Genomic DNA, 17,996 nt, shown 5'->3' with positions numbered 1-17,996 from the left:
GATTATTCTTTTTTTACCCAAAAGCTTTCAACTTCTTGGCCATATTGTATAGTGTCGTCATAATGGGAATCAAATTCAAAACGGATATGTTCGGCATAATCTCTTCCCTTCATATAAAAAATTGATCCAGAATACTCAATTTCATCCAAAGGAGCCATATCGGGATACTTGGTGAGCAGTTCTTCGGGAAACTCATTTATCACAGGGTAATTTTGTGGATTGCTTACCACGGACCATCTTGTCGTGTGACAAAATTCCTCAGAGGTCGGCCACGGTGTCGCCCAGTGATCAATTCTTCTGATGTAATTGAGGTCGGTAACCAAATCAAACCCATTGATTTGTTCAAGGGTGTAGCTTACATTTGGTTTTTCGGGATAGGAATTAATGTCCGGTTTTGGACCGAACAAGGTGTATTGGTACTCGGTATTGTCCCGCACAATCCGCACGTCACTTCGGTAATGGGTGAAGCGGTCCAAATACCCAAAGGGTATCTGCATACCATTGTTCACATCATTGATATAGATGCAAAAGTACCCTATATCTGTCTTGAAACTATTTTCACTCTCAAACGCCCTAAGGGCAACTGTGTAGTCATCATTTGGTGGGATTGCAGGTAGGTATGAGTAACTATCAAAACTTTGAAAATTACCATAATCCAAGGTTAGGTCATGGCCTGCTTCAGGATTTTGGAAGAAGAGGTATTTCAACCCTTCATCTTCATGCAGCACACTCATCATATAGCTGGTATTCTCCCAGTTTTTCACCTGTTCAGTACTTACCGTAGTGTACTCTCCATCATATGAAGCTTGATGGTTATGCCCGAACTCTATGTATTTGAGAGTGGTTATATTCCCGGCGTTGTCATTATCCAAATTCCACCCCGAATTGTTTAGAATTGGATATTCACCCGGAACATTGGTCAAGGTCAAGGTGAATTCCCCCAAATTGTTGGGTGTTGGACTGGCTTGTACATTGGAGGGAATATACCTTCCTTTTTCCCAATGGCTGCCAATAGAGATATCCGGATAGGTAGTGGCGGAGGTTTCGGTGCCTTCACAAGATTGGGAGGTTCCATCCACATCAAAATAATGGGTATAGGGTTCAATTTGAAGGATGGTAACGGTGATCTTCCCTGAAGGCTCGTCATCTTCTGCCCTAAATTCTATCGTATCCCCACCTTCATAAGATTTGTAATCCAATAGATTCCCATTGGAATCATGTATAATGATCCAATTGTCCATTTCGTTGGTTTGTTCGGTAGTCCAATATGAGGTAAAAGTGAAATAGGGTTCAGATTCTGGCTCAGGCTCAGGCTCAGGCTCAGGGGTTTGACCTATAGGATCTTTTTCTGTTGGGGAATCCCCCTTTGAACAGCCATTTATTAATACAAGACAAAAGAAAAGGAGGGGGCTGATCCCTAAGGTGAGGTTGGATTTTTTAATCATATTACCAATTTAGGATAAAGACTATAATACCAATAAAATTTTGGATGAAAGGAAGAAAATTGGGCTATGTTATTTATTCCTTGACTCCCGGTTTTTCCGTAAAAGGCCGTATCCCAAAAGCGGGATACACTTCTGTGGGATAGTAAAACGTACCTCCTTTGGATACCAATGAAATGGTCTTGATATCCTTGATGTTTTCTGCGGGATTACCGGGCACCAAAAAGAAATCGGCCAGTTTCCCGGGTGCTATACTGCCCAGATGGTCCTTTCCGAGGTATTGGGCCATGTCGTAGGATGCCAGTTTCAGCAATTCAGCAGGAGTGTAGCCCAATTGTTGATAGAGCTCCAGTTCGCGGTGCAGGAAGAATGCACCGCCCAAATCGGTCCCAGGGACTATAAAAATGCCCTTCTTCTTCATAAGGGTAATGGTCTCCACGATTTTTTGATAGGCCTCCCGATAGGCTTTGTCTTCTTCTTCATCGGCAATCTGAGCCATGGCGACTTTAAAGCCACGTTGTTCATTGGGGGGCAAATGGTCTATAAAATCCTTGGTGCCGGGAGAAATCTCGCCGTTTCGGGACAGCATCAACAATTCGTGGATGGCCAAGGTGGGATCTATGGCGGTATTGTTGGCCACAAAAAGGTCCAGGGTTTCCTGTACCTTTGGACTGTTCAAATCCAACTCGGGGAAGCGTTTCATGGCGGTGAGACGCAATAGGGTACGGGTGTCCTCATCCGGCTCCAATACCCAACCCAGCATGGTTTGGTTAATGTGGGTCATTTCATCAAAACCTGCTCTTAGCATGGCATTGGCGTTGGAGAAGGCAGGTACGTGTCCCGTAACGAACATACCTTTGTCATGCGCCTTTTTGACGATTTCAGGAGCCCAATCCCCATTCATGCTATTGTATAGTTTTATCCCATAAAAGCCCAAGCTGTCATAGGTGTCCACGGCGGCCAAGGCTTCTTCCTTGCTTTCCACCAAAATACCATTGTTACTGTTGTAGGGGCTTTTTCCTTCAATAAAACCGAGACGGGTAACCCTTGGCCCGGCCAGCACTCCGGATTCTATTTTTTCAATAAGGTTGCTCAGGACTTCGGTATCGTTCCCCATATCCCTGAACGAAGTGACCCCGGCCAAAACATTCAACAGGGCATCGTCGTCGCCGGTATGGGCGTGCATTTCAAAAAGGCCGGGCACCAAGGTGCCTCCGTTGCCCTCAATTTCAACCTCACCCTCACTGCCTTGGGCATCAGGCGCCTCAATGGCGGAGATTTTTTCGCCATCAACCACCACAGAAACCGGTTCGGTCAGGGCCAAAGCTTCGGGGTCAAAAATGCGGACATTGCGTATGCGTACTTTTCCATCATACTTGTGGGCAAACTCTTTTTGTATGTTTTCGTACCGATCGGCGGAATAGTTTTCGGAGAGTTCCCGCATATCTTTTTCCACGGCCTCATATCCTTCCCGGATGGCAATGTATCTAGGGGTGATGTAGGCAAAGAAACGTTGTGCATCATCCAATATAAAATAGGAAGGGTCCAACCCTGCGCCGGATAGGGCATAGGAGGTCAAGGCCAATTCGCCTTCACCTGAAGGGTTGGGAACACTTAAGGTTTCCATCTCCTGCAAGGTCAGTTGACCTGCTGGAAGTACCTCCAATGTATTTTCTGGGGCCTGGAGCAGTACCCGGGCTGTCAAAGCATCCCCATACGGACTTCCAAATTGGTTCACATATAGTTTTGGGGTCTCTGTAGTTGCACTCCCTGAGCCTGTGGCATCGGTCCATGAGGCATTTTGACCTTCTAGATTGTATTCCTCATCAACAGCATTTCCAAAAGTGGTGTTTCCGGTAATGTTCCAGTGAACCGGGAAGCCATCTGCGTTGAGCACGATGGTTTCTTTCATGGTTGGTCCCCTTCCATTGTTTTTATAGTCATAATCAATATGAATGGTATCTCCCAAAATGTGGGTCTTGAGATATCCTACCTTGTTTTCGCCAACAATGACAGTGTAGGTTTCATCACCTTGAAAATGGGTCAAGGAAGCGGGTGAGGCCTCTTTTTTACAGGAATAGGTGGCCAGAACAGAAAGGCCCAAGAACAGCAAACGGAATTTCATACAGGTTGATTTTTAGTATTGGGTTTAAGGTATGGATTTTTATGGAATGATATGTTTGTAAAGAATTAAAAGCAAAGTGGTTGAATAAATCAATTTTTAAAAAGACGATAAAAAAGATAGGGTCCTATGGCCAAGGCGATGGGAATCAGGACCCATATACGTCCTTTCCAGATGTAATAATCATGTAACAGTGTTTCCCAGGAATTTCCTCGTAACCTGCCAAAGCCAAACTCAAAAATAAGGGTGAGCACCATCCAAAAGAGACCAAGCCAAAGGGCCTGTGTTGAGGATTCTGGCGGAAACGTTTTCACCATGAAGGCCATGCTGGCGGCAAATAGGATAAGGAGTGTAACCGTGGACAATTGATGGGCGGCCAGTTCATCAAAATACTTTTTAAATACAAATTCCCTGAGAGTTCCGTTCAGAATGGCCAAAATCAACATGGGAAACCATGCCAAGAAGTATTTCAAGAAAATGTTCACTGGGTCACCGGTTACAAGGTTGCATGGGATTCTTTGATGGTGTGCTTAAAGGTAGCGAAAAAACAAATCACTGGTCCTGCACCCTTTAATTAAAGGCTTGATAATGAACAAAGAGAGTTGCAACTTTAGCGGTTATGTATTTTAATGGTAAGTGATTGTTTATGGGATACTTGTGTTTTAGTTAGATGTTGGTATTGTTCCAAATGAGGAGGATTGGCGTTCAAACCTAATCAGTTCTGCATTATAATCTATGGTTACTTTAAAATATTGGAGTGCAGAACCTCCAATAGCGCCTTTGACCACTTTGTCCATTGAACGGATCATCCCTTCTGACCAATTTTCGTCCGGACGTTTGGCAAATAGTACGGGCCCAACCGTATATTCGCCTATGGTAATGGAAGGGACTTCTATGATATCTCTTGACAGATCGGACTTTGGATAGATTTTCCAATCTGGGTGCTTTTCCTTCCACTCTTCAAATATGGAGGCAGCAATGAATGAACCTCCAAGGGTTTCTTTTGACGTGTTGAACAAGCGTTGCCCATCTTCTGAAAGCACAAATGAGGCTCCAGTATCAAACAAGACGTCGATGGATCCACCTGCAACTTCAATGGTCATGCTTGGGTGTCCGTAAACAGAAACATGCTTACTGTTCTTCTTGAATCCCAAGGACTGGACATTCGGGTTGTTGGACTCACTTTTTTTGAGAGGTGTGTTAAGCCAAATTTTTTGGGTGATATAATCGAAGGTCCAAGATTTGCCCACAAAAAAGTTTTGTCCCAAAAATGCTCCCATTTGAGGCATTTTTTCTGTAATCATTCCTAGTTCTTCGTTTTCCGGTGGTATTACTAAATAGGGTTGCTTGATTTGTGCAAAAGGTTTTCGCAGTACAAAATTTGGCATAGGAGAGGGTTTTGGGAAGTGTAAATCTGGAACCATGTCCTTGAACAGAATATAGTCAACGGGCATGAAACCTTTTAATATTCCAGTTTTCACCAATGGTTTTACTGCAGGATTATCTTTCTTGGCAGGCATCAACATTGATAGTCCGCCACCGGTATCACAAAAGCCTAAAATCGTGTCCCCACCAATAGTAGGGATTTTGGCAAAAAAGCGTTCCCCATCCAGAAATCGGGAAGGCACCAGATAAGGGATTGCAGTCAAATCTTCGTTTGGATGGAAATTGGCCATTTCCATGGCCTTTTGATTTAATTTTTTCACAATGAAAAAATTGGCTGCCAGTATCAACAAAAAAGAGCCGAGACCAATCAACACATACTTTAAAACCTTTTTCATGCTGTTTCAGTTTTATGATTTTTAAAGCCCTCATAGGGCAGACTCAAGCCTCAATCAAGACCATGGAAATTTCCTATGTCTTGAACACGATGCTTGTGAAACGTATGTAAAGGGGATATGCTGTGCGCTACCGAAAGAATAATATTCGATAAGCCAAACTTATAAAATAAATTACTAACTCCCAATGTGCTAGTGATATTTTGCTGGAAAACCTATTTGTTTTCTAAGCAAGACCATAGTTGATGATTCAAGATTTTTAGATGCAGGACGTGCATCTGTACCATGGTTGCACGGATTCACCTGAAGTGGTTGGGCACCATATGGAATCCAATATTTTTTGGTCCTTGGCCTCCATGGTTCAACTTCCAACAAATCACTATCTTTGCATCCCTTAATTAAAGGCTTGGTAATGAACAAAAAAGTCGCTTTTTACACCTTGGGCTGCAAGCTCAACTTTTCCGAGACTTCCACAATCGCCCGGAGTTTTGAAAAAGAGGATTTTAAGCGTGTGGATTTTTCCGAGGAAGCGGACATCTATGTGATCAATACCTGCTCGGTGACCGAGAATGCGGATAAGCGGTTCAAAACCATTGTAAAGCAGGCCCAGAAGAGCAATCCCGATGCCTTTGTGGCCGCCGTGGGATGCTATGCCCAGTTGAAACCCGAAGAGTTGGCCGCTGTGGATGGTGTGGATTTGGTGTTGGGGGCCACGGAAAAGTTCAAGATCACCGATTACTTGAACGATCTTTCCAAAAATGATAGGGGAGAGGTGCACTCCTGCGAGATAGCGGATGCGGATTTTTATGTGGGCAGTTATGCCATTGGCGACCGTACCCGAGCCTTTTTAAAGGTACAGGACGGATGCGACTACAAATGCACGTATTGCACCATTCCCTTGGCAAGGGGTATATCGCGGAGCGACACTTTAGAAAATGTGCTACACAATGCCCGCGAAATTGCCTCAAAGGATATCAAGGAGATTGTTCTGACCGGGGTCAACATCGGGGATTATGGCAAGGGGGAATTCGGCAATAAAAAGCACGAGCATACCTTTTTGGATTTGGTGAAGGCCTTGGATACCATTGATGGGATTCATCGTTTGCGCATTTCTTCCATTGAGCCCAACCTATTGAAGAACGAGACGATTGATTTTGTGTCCCAAAGCGATACGTTCGTCCCCCATTTTCATATTCCCCTGCAAAGCGGAAGCGATGAAATCTTAAAACTGATGCGCCGCAGATACCTGTCCAATCTTTATGTGGACCGGGTGAAACGCATTAAGGAGACCATGCCCCATGCCTGTATTGGGGTGGATGTAATTGTTGGATTTCCAGGGGAGACGGATGAACATTTTCTGGAAACCTATCATTTCCTGAACGAATTGGATATTTCCTATTTGCACGTGTTCACTTATTCGGAAAGGGACAATACCCTGGCGGCGGAAATGGACCATGTGGTGCCCCAAAAAGTGAGGAGCAAGCGAAGTAAGATGCTTCGGGGGTTATCGGTAAAAAAAAGGAGGGCATTCTACGAAAGCCAGTTGGGTACGGTACGCACTGTTTTGTTTGAGGGGGAGAATAAATCCGGATATATTCACGGATTTACCGAAAACTACGTAAAGGTCAAGGCGCCTTGGAATCCTGAATTGGTGAACACCTTGCACCAAGTGGAGCTTACCCAAATAGATGAGGACGGCCTGGTGCGATTTGAATTTGTTCCCCATGCCGTAACGGCATAAAAAAACCTCTCAAAAGCGAGAGGTTTTTAATGTTTTCATACTGGTTTGGTCAGATGCGAATCCCTACGGGCAACATCTCTTTGTACTGTCTGTTTTTCCGTAAAAAACCTGCAATGTGCGGGCTGGTGGGAACTACTCTCAGATTCTGCTCCTGAATGTGGTGCAGAACGGCCTTGATAAAGGCTTCTTTAAAACCATCTTGGGTAATCCCTTCAGGAATCACCAACTTGGTCAAAAATACTTTACGCTCCTGTGAAGAGTACTCAATTTTAGCTAAAATGCCATCCACTTTGGTCTCAAACTGGCGCAAGAAGCTATTGTCATTGATTTCAATTTCAGTCATATAGTATTGTTTTTAAAATTGACTTGACCTAAATTACCAAAGCGGTAATTGACTATCCCTTTAGAAAAAGCATTATGTCACGTGAGGTTCATTACAAAAGGGGTACAAAATTACTCAAAAAATTGCTAATTTCCTAACCCTTATCGATATTTGGTGCGAAATGCCCGACAATCCCATCCATATCTACCTCATGCCGGGAATGGCTGCCAACCCATCTATATTTGATGGCCTAAAACTCCCTACTGATACCTTCGTGACGCATACCCTGGAATGGTTTGTTCCGGATAAGGGTATGGACTTTGAAGCCTATGCCGTGAAGATGTGCGGCAAGATTGCACATGATAACCCTGTTCTACTTGGAGTATCCTTTGGAGGGATGTTGGTACAGGAAATGGCACGCCATATCCAGACCCGAAAGGTGATTGTAGTATCCACGGTAAAAACCAAGGATGAACTGCCCAAACGGATGATTTTTGCCAAGTATACCAAAGTCCACAAGCTTTTGCCTACGGGATTGGTGAACAATGTGGAGCTTTTGGCCAAGTACGCCTTTGGGGAAACGGCCACAAAGCGTTTGGACCTCTACAAAAAATACCTTTCGGTTAGGGACAAGACCTATATAGATTGGTCCATAGATCATATCGTGAACTGGGACCAAACCCGACCGCCCCAAAATTTGGTGCATATCCATGGTGAAAAGGACGCGGTTTTTCCCATTGTCAATATCAAAAATTGCATCACGGTAAAGAACGGAACCCATACCATGATCATCCACCGGGCCAAGTGGTTCAATGAAAATCTCCCCCCAATTATTTTAGAATAAGGCCGTTCTTATAGTATCTTTACTGTAAATTTTATAGAATATTGGTATGAAACAGATTAAAAATATATTGGCGATTATTGGTTTGGTGGCAGTGGTGAGTACGCTCATATTTGCAGTTCAGACCGATTCAGTGGACACGATTGAAAAGAAGGGGACACCTCCCAATGAGGTTAAGGATTTGGACAAGAATGTGGCCGATACCTATCAGATCAGTGCCATAGAGATTCCAAAGGATTTGAATTTTGCGGGCGAGCCTGTTCCGCAGGAAGACCCAGAGATCATGGAGCGTGTGGACCGTGAGTTTTTGGTGAACACCTATTGGCAGTCCAATGCCCTTTTGATCATGAAACGGGCCAATAAATACTTCCCGATCATTGAGCCCATTCTTAAAAAGAATGGCATCCCGGACGATTTTAAGTACTTGGCCGTGGCCGAAAGTGGCTTGGAGAATGTGGTCTCCCCGGCGGGTGCCACCGGTTTTTGGCAGATTATGAAAGCCACAGGCAGGGAATACGGTCTGGAGGTGAACGATAACGTGGATGAGCGGTACCATGTGGAAAAAGCCACCCAAGTGGCCTGTGAGTACCTGAAAAAATGGAAAGACCGTTTTGGTACGTGGACCTTGACCGCAGCGGCCTATAATGCGGGACCCGGAGGCATCCAAAAATATATGGGCATCCAACAGGTGAATGATTACTACGATTTGCTATTGGGCCAGGAGACCGGACGCTATGTGTTCCGTATTTTGGCCATCAAGGAGATTATCTCCAACCGTGATAAATATGGTTTCCAATTGGACGAGGAGGACATGTACGAAAAAGTCCCCACCTTTACCGTTGAGGTGGATACCGCCGTGGCCAGTTGGGCCGATTTTGCCGAGCTTTACGAGATCAACTACAAGGTGCTGAAACGCCATAACCCTTGGTTGCGCGAGCCCCATTTGAACAACGCTTCACGCAAAAAGTACACCATTGAAATCCCCAATAAAGGCTATTACCGGGTGGGAAGTGTAGGGAGGTGAATTAAAGTATTGGATTTTACCCATCTTTCCTGGGTTTAATGCCAATTTTTCAGAAGTTGACTTATCGGTTAATGTAAAGTCGTTTTTAATGCTTTTTCATCGTGTTAGTGGTATTTTTTCGTTTATCGAATTCAAAAGTTGTTTTTTCAATGTATTTCACGATTCTTGATAGTCTGTTACTGGTATCGATAACATTATAAATATTTCCAACAACAAATCTGTAATCCACAAATTGACTTATCTTATTTATTAATAATTCACTCTGTTTTTTTTTAGGATCTAAGCAAACTTCTTTACCATTAAAACCAATCGAAAAACCATTAATGAGATTGTCGTCCCAAGTTAAGTAATTAATAGTGACATAATGGGAAAAGCTTGGGTGCCTGTAACTTAATATTCCCAATCCCGGCCATTGAGATAATAACCTCAAAACATCTTCTGTTTTCATTCCATTATACAAGTCTGTAATTTCCTTTTCATCACCTGACCGGGTATCATTATAGCAAATAAACTCGCCATCTTCTATATCCAGTTTTACATCTATTGACATTAAACGTTTGTTGAATGAAGAAAGAAACGAATCTCGATTTTGAGCTTTTTCTAATATAACTAGGGTTATATCAAACCATCCCATATTGACAATGACTTAATAATTATTATTTCAATTTCCATCAACTAGAAGTATATGAATCTGTTTTCTATGATGTGTGTCTAACAATAAGTGAAGTTAGCTTTGTGGATTTAAAATCCCATTAGTAATTGACGAACATCCCATTTGAATTGACGGATGGCCACTTGGACAAATATGAAGCCCCAAATTCCAACCAAAGAACCTTGGTGTTTTGGGAATTGGAACCCCAAACAAAGGCTATTATCGCGTGGGGAGTGTGGGGAGATAGCTATGTACGGGATTTTAAGGGTTCACTTATCGTTTAGTGTACGGTCGTTTTAATACCATTTATGCATTCATTTTTACAAGCTTTTTATTTAAATGTCAGTAATACAATAGTTTTAATCATCCAATTGGCTAATTCGGATTCATTAAATGCATTACTTTCTCTATACCTGAAGTTTCCAGGATTAAAAACTGACTGCCAATCTTCGTGCCCTAGCTTCTTGTAAGAACAATAGTTAAAATTCGGGATAGTATCATTTATAGGTTTATTAATATTAATTACAATTTTTTCAATATCTCCATTATTTGAATCATGCTCGGAGAAATTGATAAACCGATGAATATTTGGGTGATATTCACTAATTTCATCAAGTATTATATGCTCGGATTTATCAATTTTTCGAATTCCTTGCCAATCGTTATTGTTTTCTTTGTCAACGATATAGCCATTATTTAAAAGTTCTTTTTTTACCAGATCGATAGAGTTCCTATATATATTTGTACTATCCAGATTAACAAATTCTATATAAAAAAATTTATCTTCTGCTTGTTCAACAGCCTGAATTTTCTTGCCTGATTCAATTGATGATTGTGAAATGTTTTTACAGGAAGTCAATAAAAATGCTGCGGAGAGAGAGATATAGAAAATCCTTCTCATTTTATAGTTTGTAATGTAAGATACAATTCAGTTTATTTTTTATGAATTATAATGACCATAAGTGAAGTAATAATTTCTTTGAATAATTTGCCACGGGCAATTGACCAATACCCCATTTGGATTGACGGATGGGCATAAAAAGGGAAAAGGTATAGGGAAGAATACCAAATAAGGCATGGATGGTAAGGCTGTTTCGGTTGAGGGGGGAGTACATGTTATAGTGGGGCGAAAATTATGAAATGGAAAAATGAATAATGCTTACCTATTGTTGGATAAGGTAAGTTTAGTTGATTCCAATGGAAAACATGATTAAATTTTATCTTCTACCACTAAGGTCTTCGAAATTACATCATGCCAAGCTTTTGCATTCCCACCCAAGACAAGTGAAAATGTTTCAAAAGGTATCCACCTACAAAAGTATCTGACCATTGAAGTCCTAAAGTCAATATTCTTACCAGATAAATCAACGACTCTTGTTTTAGTGAAATGTTTTCCCACTGTTTTTCCTAAAAAAAACTCCATTAATATATAATATCCGGCAGAAGTAAAAATAAGAATCAATTCTTTGGAGATGTATATGTTTATATACAACTTTTGTGTTTCCTGAATGACAAATGCCAATAGAAAACAAAATATTGTATCGATCAGATAATTGAAAAATCTTTTTTTCTTGGAAGCTTCTACAATTTGTATTGAATTGGAAACATTTGAGTGGGGTATTTTCATTTTAAAATAAGTTTTTATTCACTCCTACTGAGGAATGAAGAAATGACTTATTCAAGAATAAAATCGGAATGAATTGACCAATACCCCATTTGGATTGACGGATGGCCCATCCCAACGAAAAAAAGAAAGTAAAATAAAGAAGTGGAGAACCCTTAGATCTTCTTCATCTGCTGTTGCATCATCTTGATCTGCTCGGTAAGCATGTTGTTCTTGTCCAACTTTTTGGCTTCCTGCAACAATTGGGTGGCCTCACGCTTTCTGCGCTTTTGCATGGCAATGCCCGCCAGGCTCAATTTGGCCATGGCCACATCATAATCCATGGTCAACCCTAGTTTTAGGGCCTTTTTAAAGTATTTTTCGGCCTGGGTAAGGTTCTTTTGCGAAAAGATGATCCCATGCAGGTAGTTAAAGTATCCCTGCTGCTTCTTGATCAAGGCCGCTTCGGGGTTTTTGATCTTGTCCAACCACTTTTGGGTGCCTTCCAAATCCTGTTTGCGCATGCGCAAGAAGGCCAAAAGGATAAACTCGTTCCTAAAGTACAGAAAGATGAATACCAAGGAGAGCAGGATCAATGAAATGCCATTGCCAATGTTTCCTTCCACAAATTGGTATACGGCATAGGCTATAATGAGACCGGCTATAACGAGCTTAAGATTTTTGTTGAACATATTCCAGTTGATTTTCTTTGGATTAAAAGAGGTGGCAAAAGTAGTAAAAACTAAATTAAATATTTTTGTTCAGGACTTGTCAAAGTAAAAAGTCTTCGTATATTTGCGCCCAGAATTTTTCGGGAAGACAATCTTTCCACAACACAATCCATTAAAAGAGTTCCGAAATGAAAAGAACGTATCAGCCGTCAAAAAGGAAGAGAAGAAACAAGCATGGTTTTAGGGAGCGCATGGCGACTGCCAATGGTAGAAAAGTTCTTGCGAGAAGAAGAGCCAAGGGAAGAAAGAAGTTAACGGTTTCCTCTGAGCCAAGACATAAAAAATAATGATAGTATTTTAGATTTAAATTAAAGGTGTTACTTTTCTAGGTAACACCTTTTTTTTGACTTGAAACCAAAAACGAGTAACACTTTTTAGAATGCCAAAGAGAAAAGATTTAAAATCCATTTTGATTATCGGTTCTGGCCCTATCATCATCGGCCAGGCATGTGAGTTTGATTATTCTGGTTCCCAAGCCCTTAGGTCACTACGTGAGGATGGGATAGAAACTGTTTTGATCAACAGTAACCCCGCCACTATCATGACGGACCCTTCCATGGCGGATCATGTATACCTGAAACCCCTTACCACAAAATCGATTGTCGAGATTTTAAAGAACCACCCCAATATAGATGCGGTTCTACCTACTATGGGAGGACAAACAGCTCTGAATTTATGTATTGAGGCCGATGAAAAAGGCATTTGGGAAGACTTTGGTGTGGAGATCATTGGTGTGGACATTGACGCCATCAACATTACCGAAGATCGTGAGAAGTTCAGGGAGTTGATGTTGAAAATAGGTGTGGGTATGCCTCCACAAGCATCGGCCACCTCTTTCCTAAAAGGAAAGGAAATTGCACAGGAATTTGGCTTCCCCTTGGTGATACGGGCCTCCTTTACCCTTGGAGGGGCTGGGGCAGGTATTGTATATGACCCGGAGGATTTTGACGATATGTTGAGCCACGGTCTGGAAGTATCGCCTATCCACGAGGTAATGATCGATAAGGCCTTGATGGGTTGGAAAGAATACGAATTGGAGTTGCTTCGGGACAAAAACGACAACGTGGTGATCATCTGTACCATCGAAAATATGGACCCCATGGGTATCCATACCGGGGATTCCATTACCGTTGCTCCGGCGATGACGTTATCAGACAGAACCTTCCAACGTATGCGGGATATGGCCATCCATATGATGCGCAGTATTGGGGATTTTGCAGGGGGATGTAACGTGCAGTTTGCCGTAAGTCCGGACGAAAAAGAAGATATCATTGCCATTGAGATCAACCCTAGGGTTTCCCGATCATCTGCTTTGGCCTCTAAGGCCACAGGTTATCCGATTGCAAAAATTGCAGCCAAATTGGCCATTGGATATACCTTGGATGAATTGGACAACCAGATTACCAAGTCCACATCGGCCTTGTTTGAACCTACACTGGATTATGTGATCGTAAAGATCCCAAGATGGAACTTTGATAAGTTTGAAGGTTCCGACAGAACCTTGGGGCTTCAAATGAAGTCCGTAGGGGAAGTAATGGGTATTGGACGTTCCTTCCAGGAAGCCCTGCACAAGGCTACACAATCTTTGGAAATCAAAAGAAATGGATTGGGAGCTGATGGCAAAGGGAACAAGGATTACGAAACTATAATGGAGAAATTGAGGGTGCCCAGTTGGGACAGGGTTTTCGTGATTTACGATGCCATCCAGCTTGGAATCCCGTTGAAGCGTATCCACGAAATCACCAAGATAGATATGTGGTTCCTGAAACAATATGAGGAATTGCACTACTTGGAGATGGAAATATCAAAGTACACCATAGAAAGCCTGCCCAAAGCACTATTGTTGGAAGCGAAGCAGAAAGGTTTTGCCGATAGACAGATTGCCCACATGTTGGATTGTTGGGAAAGTGAAGTGCACAGCAAGCGGATGGATTTGAACATCAATCGGGTGTACAAATTGGTGGATACCTGCGCGGCTGAGTTCAAGGCCGTTACACCGTATTATTACTCCACCTTTGAGGAAGAGATCGAAACTGCTGACGGCCAACGTTATGTGGCCAATGACAGCGAGGTGACCGATAAAAAGAAGATTGTGGTGCTTGGTTCCGGTCCCAACAGGATCGGACAGGGAATCGAGTTTGATTATTGTTGTGTGCACGGAGTTTTGGCCGCAGCCGAATGCGGTTATGAAACTATCATGATCAACTGTAATCCGGAAACGGTATCCACGGATTTTGATACGGCGGACAAGCTGTACTTTGAGCCTGTTTTTTGGGAGCATATTTATGACATCATCCTACATGAAAAGCCCGAAGGGGTCATTGTTCAGTTGGGTGGGCAGACTGCATTGAAGCTTGCCGAAAAGTTGGACAAATACGGAATCAACATTATAGGTACAAGCTTTGAATCCTTGGATTTGGCCGAAGACAGGGGCAGTTTTTCCACCTTGTTGAAGAACAACGATATTCCTTACCCAAAATTCGGGGTAGCGGAAACAGCCGATGAGGCCTTGGCCCTTGCCGATCAATTGAACTTTCCACTTTTGGTAAGACCTTCTTATGTTTTGGGAGGACAGGGAATGAAGATCGTCATCAATAAAGAAGAATTGGAGGCCCATGTTGTGGATTTGCTGCGAAGCATTCCCAACAACAAACTCCTTTTGGACCACTATTTGGATGGGGCTATAGAAGCAGAGGCCGATGCCATTTGTGATGGGGAGGATGTCTATATCATCGGGATCATGGAACATATAGAGCCCTGTGGTATCCACTCCGGAGATTCCAATGCCACATTGCCTCCTTTTAACTTAGGGGAATTTGTAATGCAACAGATAAAGGACCATACCAAAAAGATTGCGTTGGCGCTGAATACGGTGGGATTGATCAATATCCAGTTTGCTGTCAAGGATGACATAGTATACATCATTGAGGCCAACCCAAGGGCATCCAGAACAGTTCCCTTCATAGCAAAAGCGTATGGGGAACCTTATGTGAATTACGCTACCAAGGTGATGTTGAAGGAAAAGAAGGTGAAAGACTTCGAGTTTAACCCTAAATTGGATGGATACGCCATTAAACAGCCGGTTTTCTCCTTTAACAAGTTCCCGAACGTAAACAAAAATCTTGGGCCTGAAATGAAGAGTACGGGAGAAAGCATACTGTTTATTGATAGCTTAAAAGATGATGAGTTTTACAACCTATATTCTCGTCGTAAAATGTATTTGAGCAAGTAGATAGCTCACGAATAGTATAGTAAAAGGCCCATTTAGGGCCTTTTTTTGTTTGGGGTGATCAACTCAGTTTTCCAAGGGTTTTTGGGTACTTATGGCAATTCGGTTCCATGCATTTATGGTAACAATGGCCATAATGATCTGGGAAATATAGCGGGCATCAAATCGGGCTATGGCTTTTTCATAGGTTTCTTGGGTAAGTCCTTGGTCATGGACCATGGTAATTTCCTCGGTCATTTTTAGGATGACTTTTTCTTCCTCACTGAATAGATCGGTGTCCCACCAAGCATCCAAGAGAAATAACCTTTTTGGATTTTCTCCCATTTTTAGGGCCGCTTGGGTGTGCATGTTGATGCAAAAGGCACAACCATTGAGTTGGGATGCCCTTATTTTGATCAGTTCATAGTGCAATGTGCTCAATCTTCCTTGTTTTAGGTATGTTTCCAAACCAAACATGGCTTTATAGGCCAAAGGTTCGGTTTCGTCAATTTGAATTCGTTGCTCCATTGGTGTTTTGCTTTTGGATTATACGGCTAAGGTATCCAACCCAAAGACCAAAAAACTTAAGCGGGTTTAAGAATGTTTTCCAGTGCTGGCCCACTCAAAACCCTATGATGGTTCAGAGCTACCCATGCCGTTTTGAATTTTCATTTCGGTAATTCAAAGTTTTTGTATTGAAGTATTGGGAAACAATTGCATGGTTTTCAGCTATTTTGGAAAATACTATCATGAGCTCTTATGGAGAATTGATTTTTCAGGGCCGTTTACAAAATTTTTGACAAAAAAAGTAGACGGTTTATCGATTTTAACCAATATTAACAATGACTATTTGTGCGTGTTGTTTGCGTGACATAGTTTTGTTCCCCAAATGAAAAAGGCACTAGCGCAATATTTGGTTCCCATATGTATCCTTCTCTTGGGAGGATTCATGAACCATGTCTATGCAGAGGCGCAAGACACTTCGGAAAGTGCCTGTATCATTGACTATCAACACATCGATAATTCTACCGTTGCCATCCCTCTAAATGGGGCCGAGAAGAATCTTTTCGTGGAGATCACCGATGTGGAGGAACAGGAAGAACGCGACGAGAACGGGGCTTCCTATAACGTTGATATTCGGTTTGGCAGTTATTTGACTGCCTTTTTTAATGGCTCGCTCTCTGAGCAGACCTTTGGTCAACTTGAGACCAATCCAAGACATTTGGAACCTAATTTCAGTACCGCAACCCAAAAGCGGCATATACGGTTTCAAGTATTCCGAATTTAGAATTTTTAGCTTTTAGTAGGTCTTGTGGAATATGAGACCGCTTTCCATCCTTTGAAATAATTTCAACACAATGGGGTAGGTCCATGGTAAACTGGATTTGGACTTCCCTACAATCAATTAAACCAATTTTTTAAACCTGTAAACATTATGAGGAGAATTTCCATCTTCATTGGCATGTTTGTATTGCTGTTCCATGCAAGCTGCGAGTCCAAAAAACATGAAAAAAAGGACGAAACCAAGTATCTGGTCAGCAGTCCCATTCGTATGGACACATCCATCACCAAAGACTACGTTTGTCAAATTCATTCCATTCGCCATATTGAATTGAGGGCACTTGAAAAAGGGTACCTCCAACATATCTATGTGGATGAAGGGCAGCATGTAAAGAAAGGACAGCAGATGTTCCACATCATGCCCAACGTTTATCAAGCAGACCTTCAAAAGGCCAAGGCGGAAGCAGAAGTGGCCAAAATTGAATACCAGAACACCAAATTGTTGTCGGACAGCAATGTGGTGTCCGAAAACGAATTGGCCATGGCCAAAGCGGAATACGATAAAGCCAAAGCGGAGGTGACCCTGGCGGAAACCCATTTGGGCTTTACCAATGTCCGCGCCCCTTTTGATGGGATCATGGACCACCTTGAAGCAAGGGAAGGTAGCCTTCTGGATGAAGGCGAACTCTTGACCACTCTATCAGACAACAGTAAAATGTGGGTCTATTTCAATGTTCCTGAGGCCGAATATTTGGATTATATCACCAGCGCCAACAAGGATAACAAACAAGCGGTGGACCTTTTGATGGCCAACAACAAGAAATTTAGTCAATCCGGTATCGTGGAAACCATAGAAGGGGAATTTAACCACGAAACGGGAAACATCGCCTTTAGGGCCACTTTCCCCAATCCCGATGGAATACTTCGTCACGGGGAGACCGGTAGCATCTTAATGAAGGTTCCCTTGCAGAATGCCATGCTCATTCCCCAGAAGGCCACTTTTGAGGTATTGGACAAAAAGTATGTTTTCGTTTTGGACAAGGAGGATAAAGTGCAGCAACGTGAGATTACAGTAGGTGCCGAGTTGCCCCATCTTTTTGTGGTGGAAAGCGGAATTTCGGAAAATGACAAAGTCTTGTTGGAAGGCATACGAATGGTTCGTAGCGGTGAGAAAATCCATTACGATTTTGAAAAGCCGGAGGAAATCCTTTCCAAGCTAGACCTGTACACTGAGTAGTAGAACCCAAAATC

Annotated in this window: 17 protein-coding genes; 7 read left to right on the top strand and 10 right to left on the bottom strand. The window is 42.4% G+C overall.

The window, feature by feature from the left end:
* Window positions 1–2 precede the first annotated feature (2 nt).
* From F8C76_RS05990 to F8C76_RS05975, 4 genes are all read right to left on the bottom strand, one after another.
* Window positions 3–1,445 carry a hypothetical protein gene (locus F8C76_RS05990; RefSeq protein ID WP_152130873.1) on the bottom strand — a complete coding sequence of 481 codons (1,443 nt, stop codon included), beginning with the start codon at window positions 1,443–1,445 and terminating at the stop codon, window positions 3–5.
* Between the two features lie 73 nt (window positions 1,446–1,518).
* Window positions 1,519–3,567 carry an amidohydrolase family protein gene (locus F8C76_RS05985; RefSeq protein WP_152130872.1) on the bottom strand — a complete coding sequence of 683 codons (2,049 nt, stop codon included), beginning with the start codon at window positions 3,565–3,567 and terminating at the stop codon, window positions 1,519–1,521.
* Window positions 3,568–3,656: 89 nt separating this feature from the next.
* Window positions 3,657–4,049 carry a hypothetical protein gene (locus F8C76_RS05980; protein WP_211372119.1) on the bottom strand — a complete coding sequence of 131 codons (393 nt, stop codon included), beginning with the start codon at window positions 4,047–4,049 and terminating at the stop codon, window positions 3,657–3,659.
* A 177-nt stretch (window positions 4,050–4,226) separates the two neighbouring features.
* Window positions 4,227–5,345 (bottom strand): hypothetical protein, encoded by a 1,119-nt coding sequence (locus F8C76_RS05975; protein WP_152130871.1) that lies wholly within the window; start codon window positions 5,343–5,345, stop codon window positions 4,227–4,229.
* Window positions 5,346–5,754: 409 nt separating this feature from the next.
* Here F8C76_RS05975 and mtaB point away from each other — a divergent pair, with 409 nt between their 5' ends.
* On the top strand, window positions 5,755–7,083 hold the full coding sequence (gene mtaB, locus F8C76_RS05970) for a tRNA (N(6)-L-threonylcarbamoyladenosine(37)-C(2))-methylthiotransferase MtaB (protein WP_152130870.1): 1,329 nt from the start codon (window positions 5,755–5,757) through the stop codon (window positions 7,081–7,083).
* 49 nt (window positions 7,084–7,132) lie between these two features.
* Here mtaB and F8C76_RS05965 read toward each other — a convergent pair whose 3' ends face one another.
* Window positions 7,133–7,426, bottom strand: a complete 294-nt coding sequence (locus F8C76_RS05965) for a GNAT family N-acetyltransferase (RefSeq protein ID WP_129652708.1) — start codon at window positions 7,424–7,426, stop codon at window positions 7,133–7,135.
* A gap of 160 nt (window positions 7,427–7,586) precedes the next feature.
* Between F8C76_RS05965 and F8C76_RS05960 the strand changes: the two genes are divergently transcribed.
* Together F8C76_RS05960 and F8C76_RS05955 are read left to right on the top strand one after the other, a co-directional pair.
* A complete protein-coding gene (locus F8C76_RS05960) occupies window positions 7,587–8,249 on the top strand; it encodes an alpha/beta hydrolase (protein ID WP_152130869.1) in 663 nt (220 codons plus the stop codon).
* A 46-nt stretch (window positions 8,250–8,295) separates the two neighbouring features.
* The gene (locus F8C76_RS05955; RefSeq protein ID WP_152130868.1) at window positions 8,296–9,270 is read left to right on the top strand and encodes a lytic transglycosylase domain-containing protein; all 975 of its coding nucleotides are present in this window, start codon (window positions 8,296–8,298) and stop codon (window positions 9,268–9,270) included.
* A gap of 85 nt (window positions 9,271–9,355) precedes the next feature.
* On the opposite strand, the gene F8C76_RS05950 is transcribed toward F8C76_RS05955, so the two are convergent.
* The 4 genes from F8C76_RS05950 to F8C76_RS05935 form a co-directional block, all read right to left on the bottom strand.
* A complete protein-coding gene (locus F8C76_RS05950) occupies window positions 9,356–9,904 on the bottom strand; it encodes a hypothetical protein (RefSeq protein ID WP_152130867.1) in 549 nt (182 codons plus the stop codon).
* A 349-nt stretch (window positions 9,905–10,253) separates the two neighbouring features.
* On the bottom strand, window positions 10,254–10,823 hold the full coding sequence (locus F8C76_RS05945) for a hypothetical protein (protein ID WP_152130866.1): 570 nt from the start codon (window positions 10,821–10,823) through the stop codon (window positions 10,254–10,256).
* 309 nt (window positions 10,824–11,132) lie between these two features.
* Window positions 11,133–11,549: an RDD family protein gene (locus tag F8C76_RS05940; protein WP_152130865.1), complete on the bottom strand. Its 417-nt coding sequence runs from the start codon at window positions 11,547–11,549 to the stop codon at window positions 11,133–11,135.
* A gap of 152 nt (window positions 11,550–11,701) precedes the next feature.
* Entirely contained in the window at window positions 11,702–12,217 is a 516-nt protein-coding gene (locus F8C76_RS05935; RefSeq protein WP_152130864.1) for a DUF2892 domain-containing protein, read from the bottom strand.
* Window positions 12,218–12,384: 167 nt separating this feature from the next.
* Between F8C76_RS05935 and rpmH the strand changes: the two genes are divergently transcribed.
* Both rpmH and carB read left to right on the top strand, forming a co-directional pair.
* A complete protein-coding gene (gene rpmH, locus F8C76_RS05930) occupies window positions 12,385–12,543 on the top strand; it encodes a 50S ribosomal protein L34 (RefSeq protein ID WP_082433296.1) in 159 nt (52 codons plus the stop codon).
* 92 nt (window positions 12,544–12,635) lie between these two features.
* Entirely contained in the window at window positions 12,636–15,488 is a 2,853-nt protein-coding gene (gene carB, locus F8C76_RS05925; RefSeq protein ID WP_152130863.1) for a carbamoyl-phosphate synthase large subunit, read from the top strand.
* Window positions 15,489–15,551: 63 nt separating this feature from the next.
* Here the strand turns inward: carB and F8C76_RS05920 are convergent, their stop codons facing one another.
* Complete coding sequence (locus F8C76_RS05920; protein WP_152130862.1) at window positions 15,552–15,992, bottom strand: carboxymuconolactone decarboxylase family protein; 441 nt, start codon at window positions 15,990–15,992, stop codon at window positions 15,552–15,554.
* Between the two features lie 361 nt (window positions 15,993–16,353).
* Here F8C76_RS05920 and F8C76_RS05915 point away from each other — a divergent pair, with 361 nt between their 5' ends.
* Together F8C76_RS05915 and F8C76_RS05910 are read left to right on the top strand one after the other, a co-directional pair.
* Window positions 16,354–16,752: a hypothetical protein gene (locus F8C76_RS05915; RefSeq protein WP_152130861.1), complete on the top strand. Its 399-nt coding sequence runs from the start codon at window positions 16,354–16,356 to the stop codon at window positions 16,750–16,752.
* 147 nt (window positions 16,753–16,899) lie between these two features.
* On the top strand, window positions 16,900–17,982 hold the full coding sequence (locus F8C76_RS05910; protein ID WP_152130860.1) for an efflux RND transporter periplasmic adaptor subunit: 1,083 nt from the start codon (window positions 16,900–16,902) through the stop codon (window positions 17,980–17,982).
* Window positions 17,983–17,996: the final 14 nt, after the last annotated feature.

Origin of the sequence: Flagellimonas olearia, from assembly GCF_009184425.1 — a bacterium.
GTDB lineage: Bacteria > Bacteroidota > Bacteroidia > Flavobacteriales > Flavobacteriaceae > Flagellimonas > Flagellimonas olearia.
The sequence above is the reverse complement of the archived record's forward strand: the minus strand, read 5'-3'. Positions and strand labels throughout refer to the sequence as shown.

What these genes read in the sequence shown, in the direction of transcription:
- F8C76_RS05985 (WP_152130872.1), bottom strand. Translation starts at nt 3,567, where the DNA reads ATGAAATTCCGTTTGCTGTTCTTGGGCCTTTCTGTTCTGGCCACCTAT.
- rpmH (WP_082433296.1), top strand. Translation starts at nt 12,385, where the DNA reads ATGAAAAGAACGTATCAGCCGTCAAAAAGGAAGAGAAGAAACAAGCAT.
- carB (WP_152130863.1), top strand. Translation starts at nt 12,636, where the DNA reads ATGCCAAAGAGAAAAGATTTAAAATCCATTTTGATTATCGGTTCTGGC.
- F8C76_RS05935 (WP_152130864.1), bottom strand. Translation starts at nt 12,217, where the DNA reads ATGTTCAACAAAAATCTTAAGCTCGTTATAGCCGGTCTCATTATAGCC.
- F8C76_RS05915 (WP_152130861.1), top strand. Translation starts at nt 16,354, where the DNA reads ATGAAAAAGGCACTAGCGCAATATTTGGTTCCCATATGTATCCTTCTC.
- F8C76_RS05965 (WP_129652708.1), bottom strand. Translation starts at nt 7,426, where the DNA reads ATGACTGAAATTGAAATCAATGACAATAGCTTCTTGCGCCAGTTTGAG.
- F8C76_RS05955 (WP_152130868.1), top strand. Translation starts at nt 8,296, where the DNA reads ATGAAACAGATTAAAAATATATTGGCGATTATTGGTTTGGTGGCAGTG.
- mtaB (WP_152130870.1), top strand. Translation starts at nt 5,755, where the DNA reads ATGAACAAAAAAGTCGCTTTTTACACCTTGGGCTGCAAGCTCAACTTT.
- F8C76_RS05940 (WP_152130865.1), bottom strand. Translation starts at nt 11,549, where the DNA reads ATGAAAATACCCCACTCAAATGTTTCCAATTCAATACAAATTGTAGAA.
- F8C76_RS05950 (WP_152130867.1), bottom strand. Translation starts at nt 9,904, where the DNA reads ATGGGATGGTTTGATATAACCCTAGTTATATTAGAAAAAGCTCAAAAT.
- F8C76_RS05945 (WP_152130866.1), bottom strand. Translation starts at nt 10,823, where the DNA reads ATGAGAAGGATTTTCTATATCTCTCTCTCCGCAGCATTTTTATTGACT.
- F8C76_RS05960 (WP_152130869.1), top strand. Translation starts at nt 7,587, where the DNA reads ATGCCCGACAATCCCATCCATATCTACCTCATGCCGGGAATGGCTGCC.
- F8C76_RS05990 (WP_152130873.1), bottom strand. Translation starts at nt 1,445, where the DNA reads ATGATTAAAAAATCCAACCTCACCTTAGGGATCAGCCCCCTCCTTTTC.
- F8C76_RS05910 (WP_152130860.1), top strand. Translation starts at nt 16,900, where the DNA reads ATGAGGAGAATTTCCATCTTCATTGGCATGTTTGTATTGCTGTTCCAT.
- F8C76_RS05920 (WP_152130862.1), bottom strand. Translation starts at nt 15,992, where the DNA reads ATGGAGCAACGAATTCAAATTGACGAAACCGAACCTTTGGCCTATAAA.
- F8C76_RS05975 (WP_152130871.1), bottom strand. Translation starts at nt 5,345, where the DNA reads ATGAAAAAGGTTTTAAAGTATGTGTTGATTGGTCTCGGCTCTTTTTTG.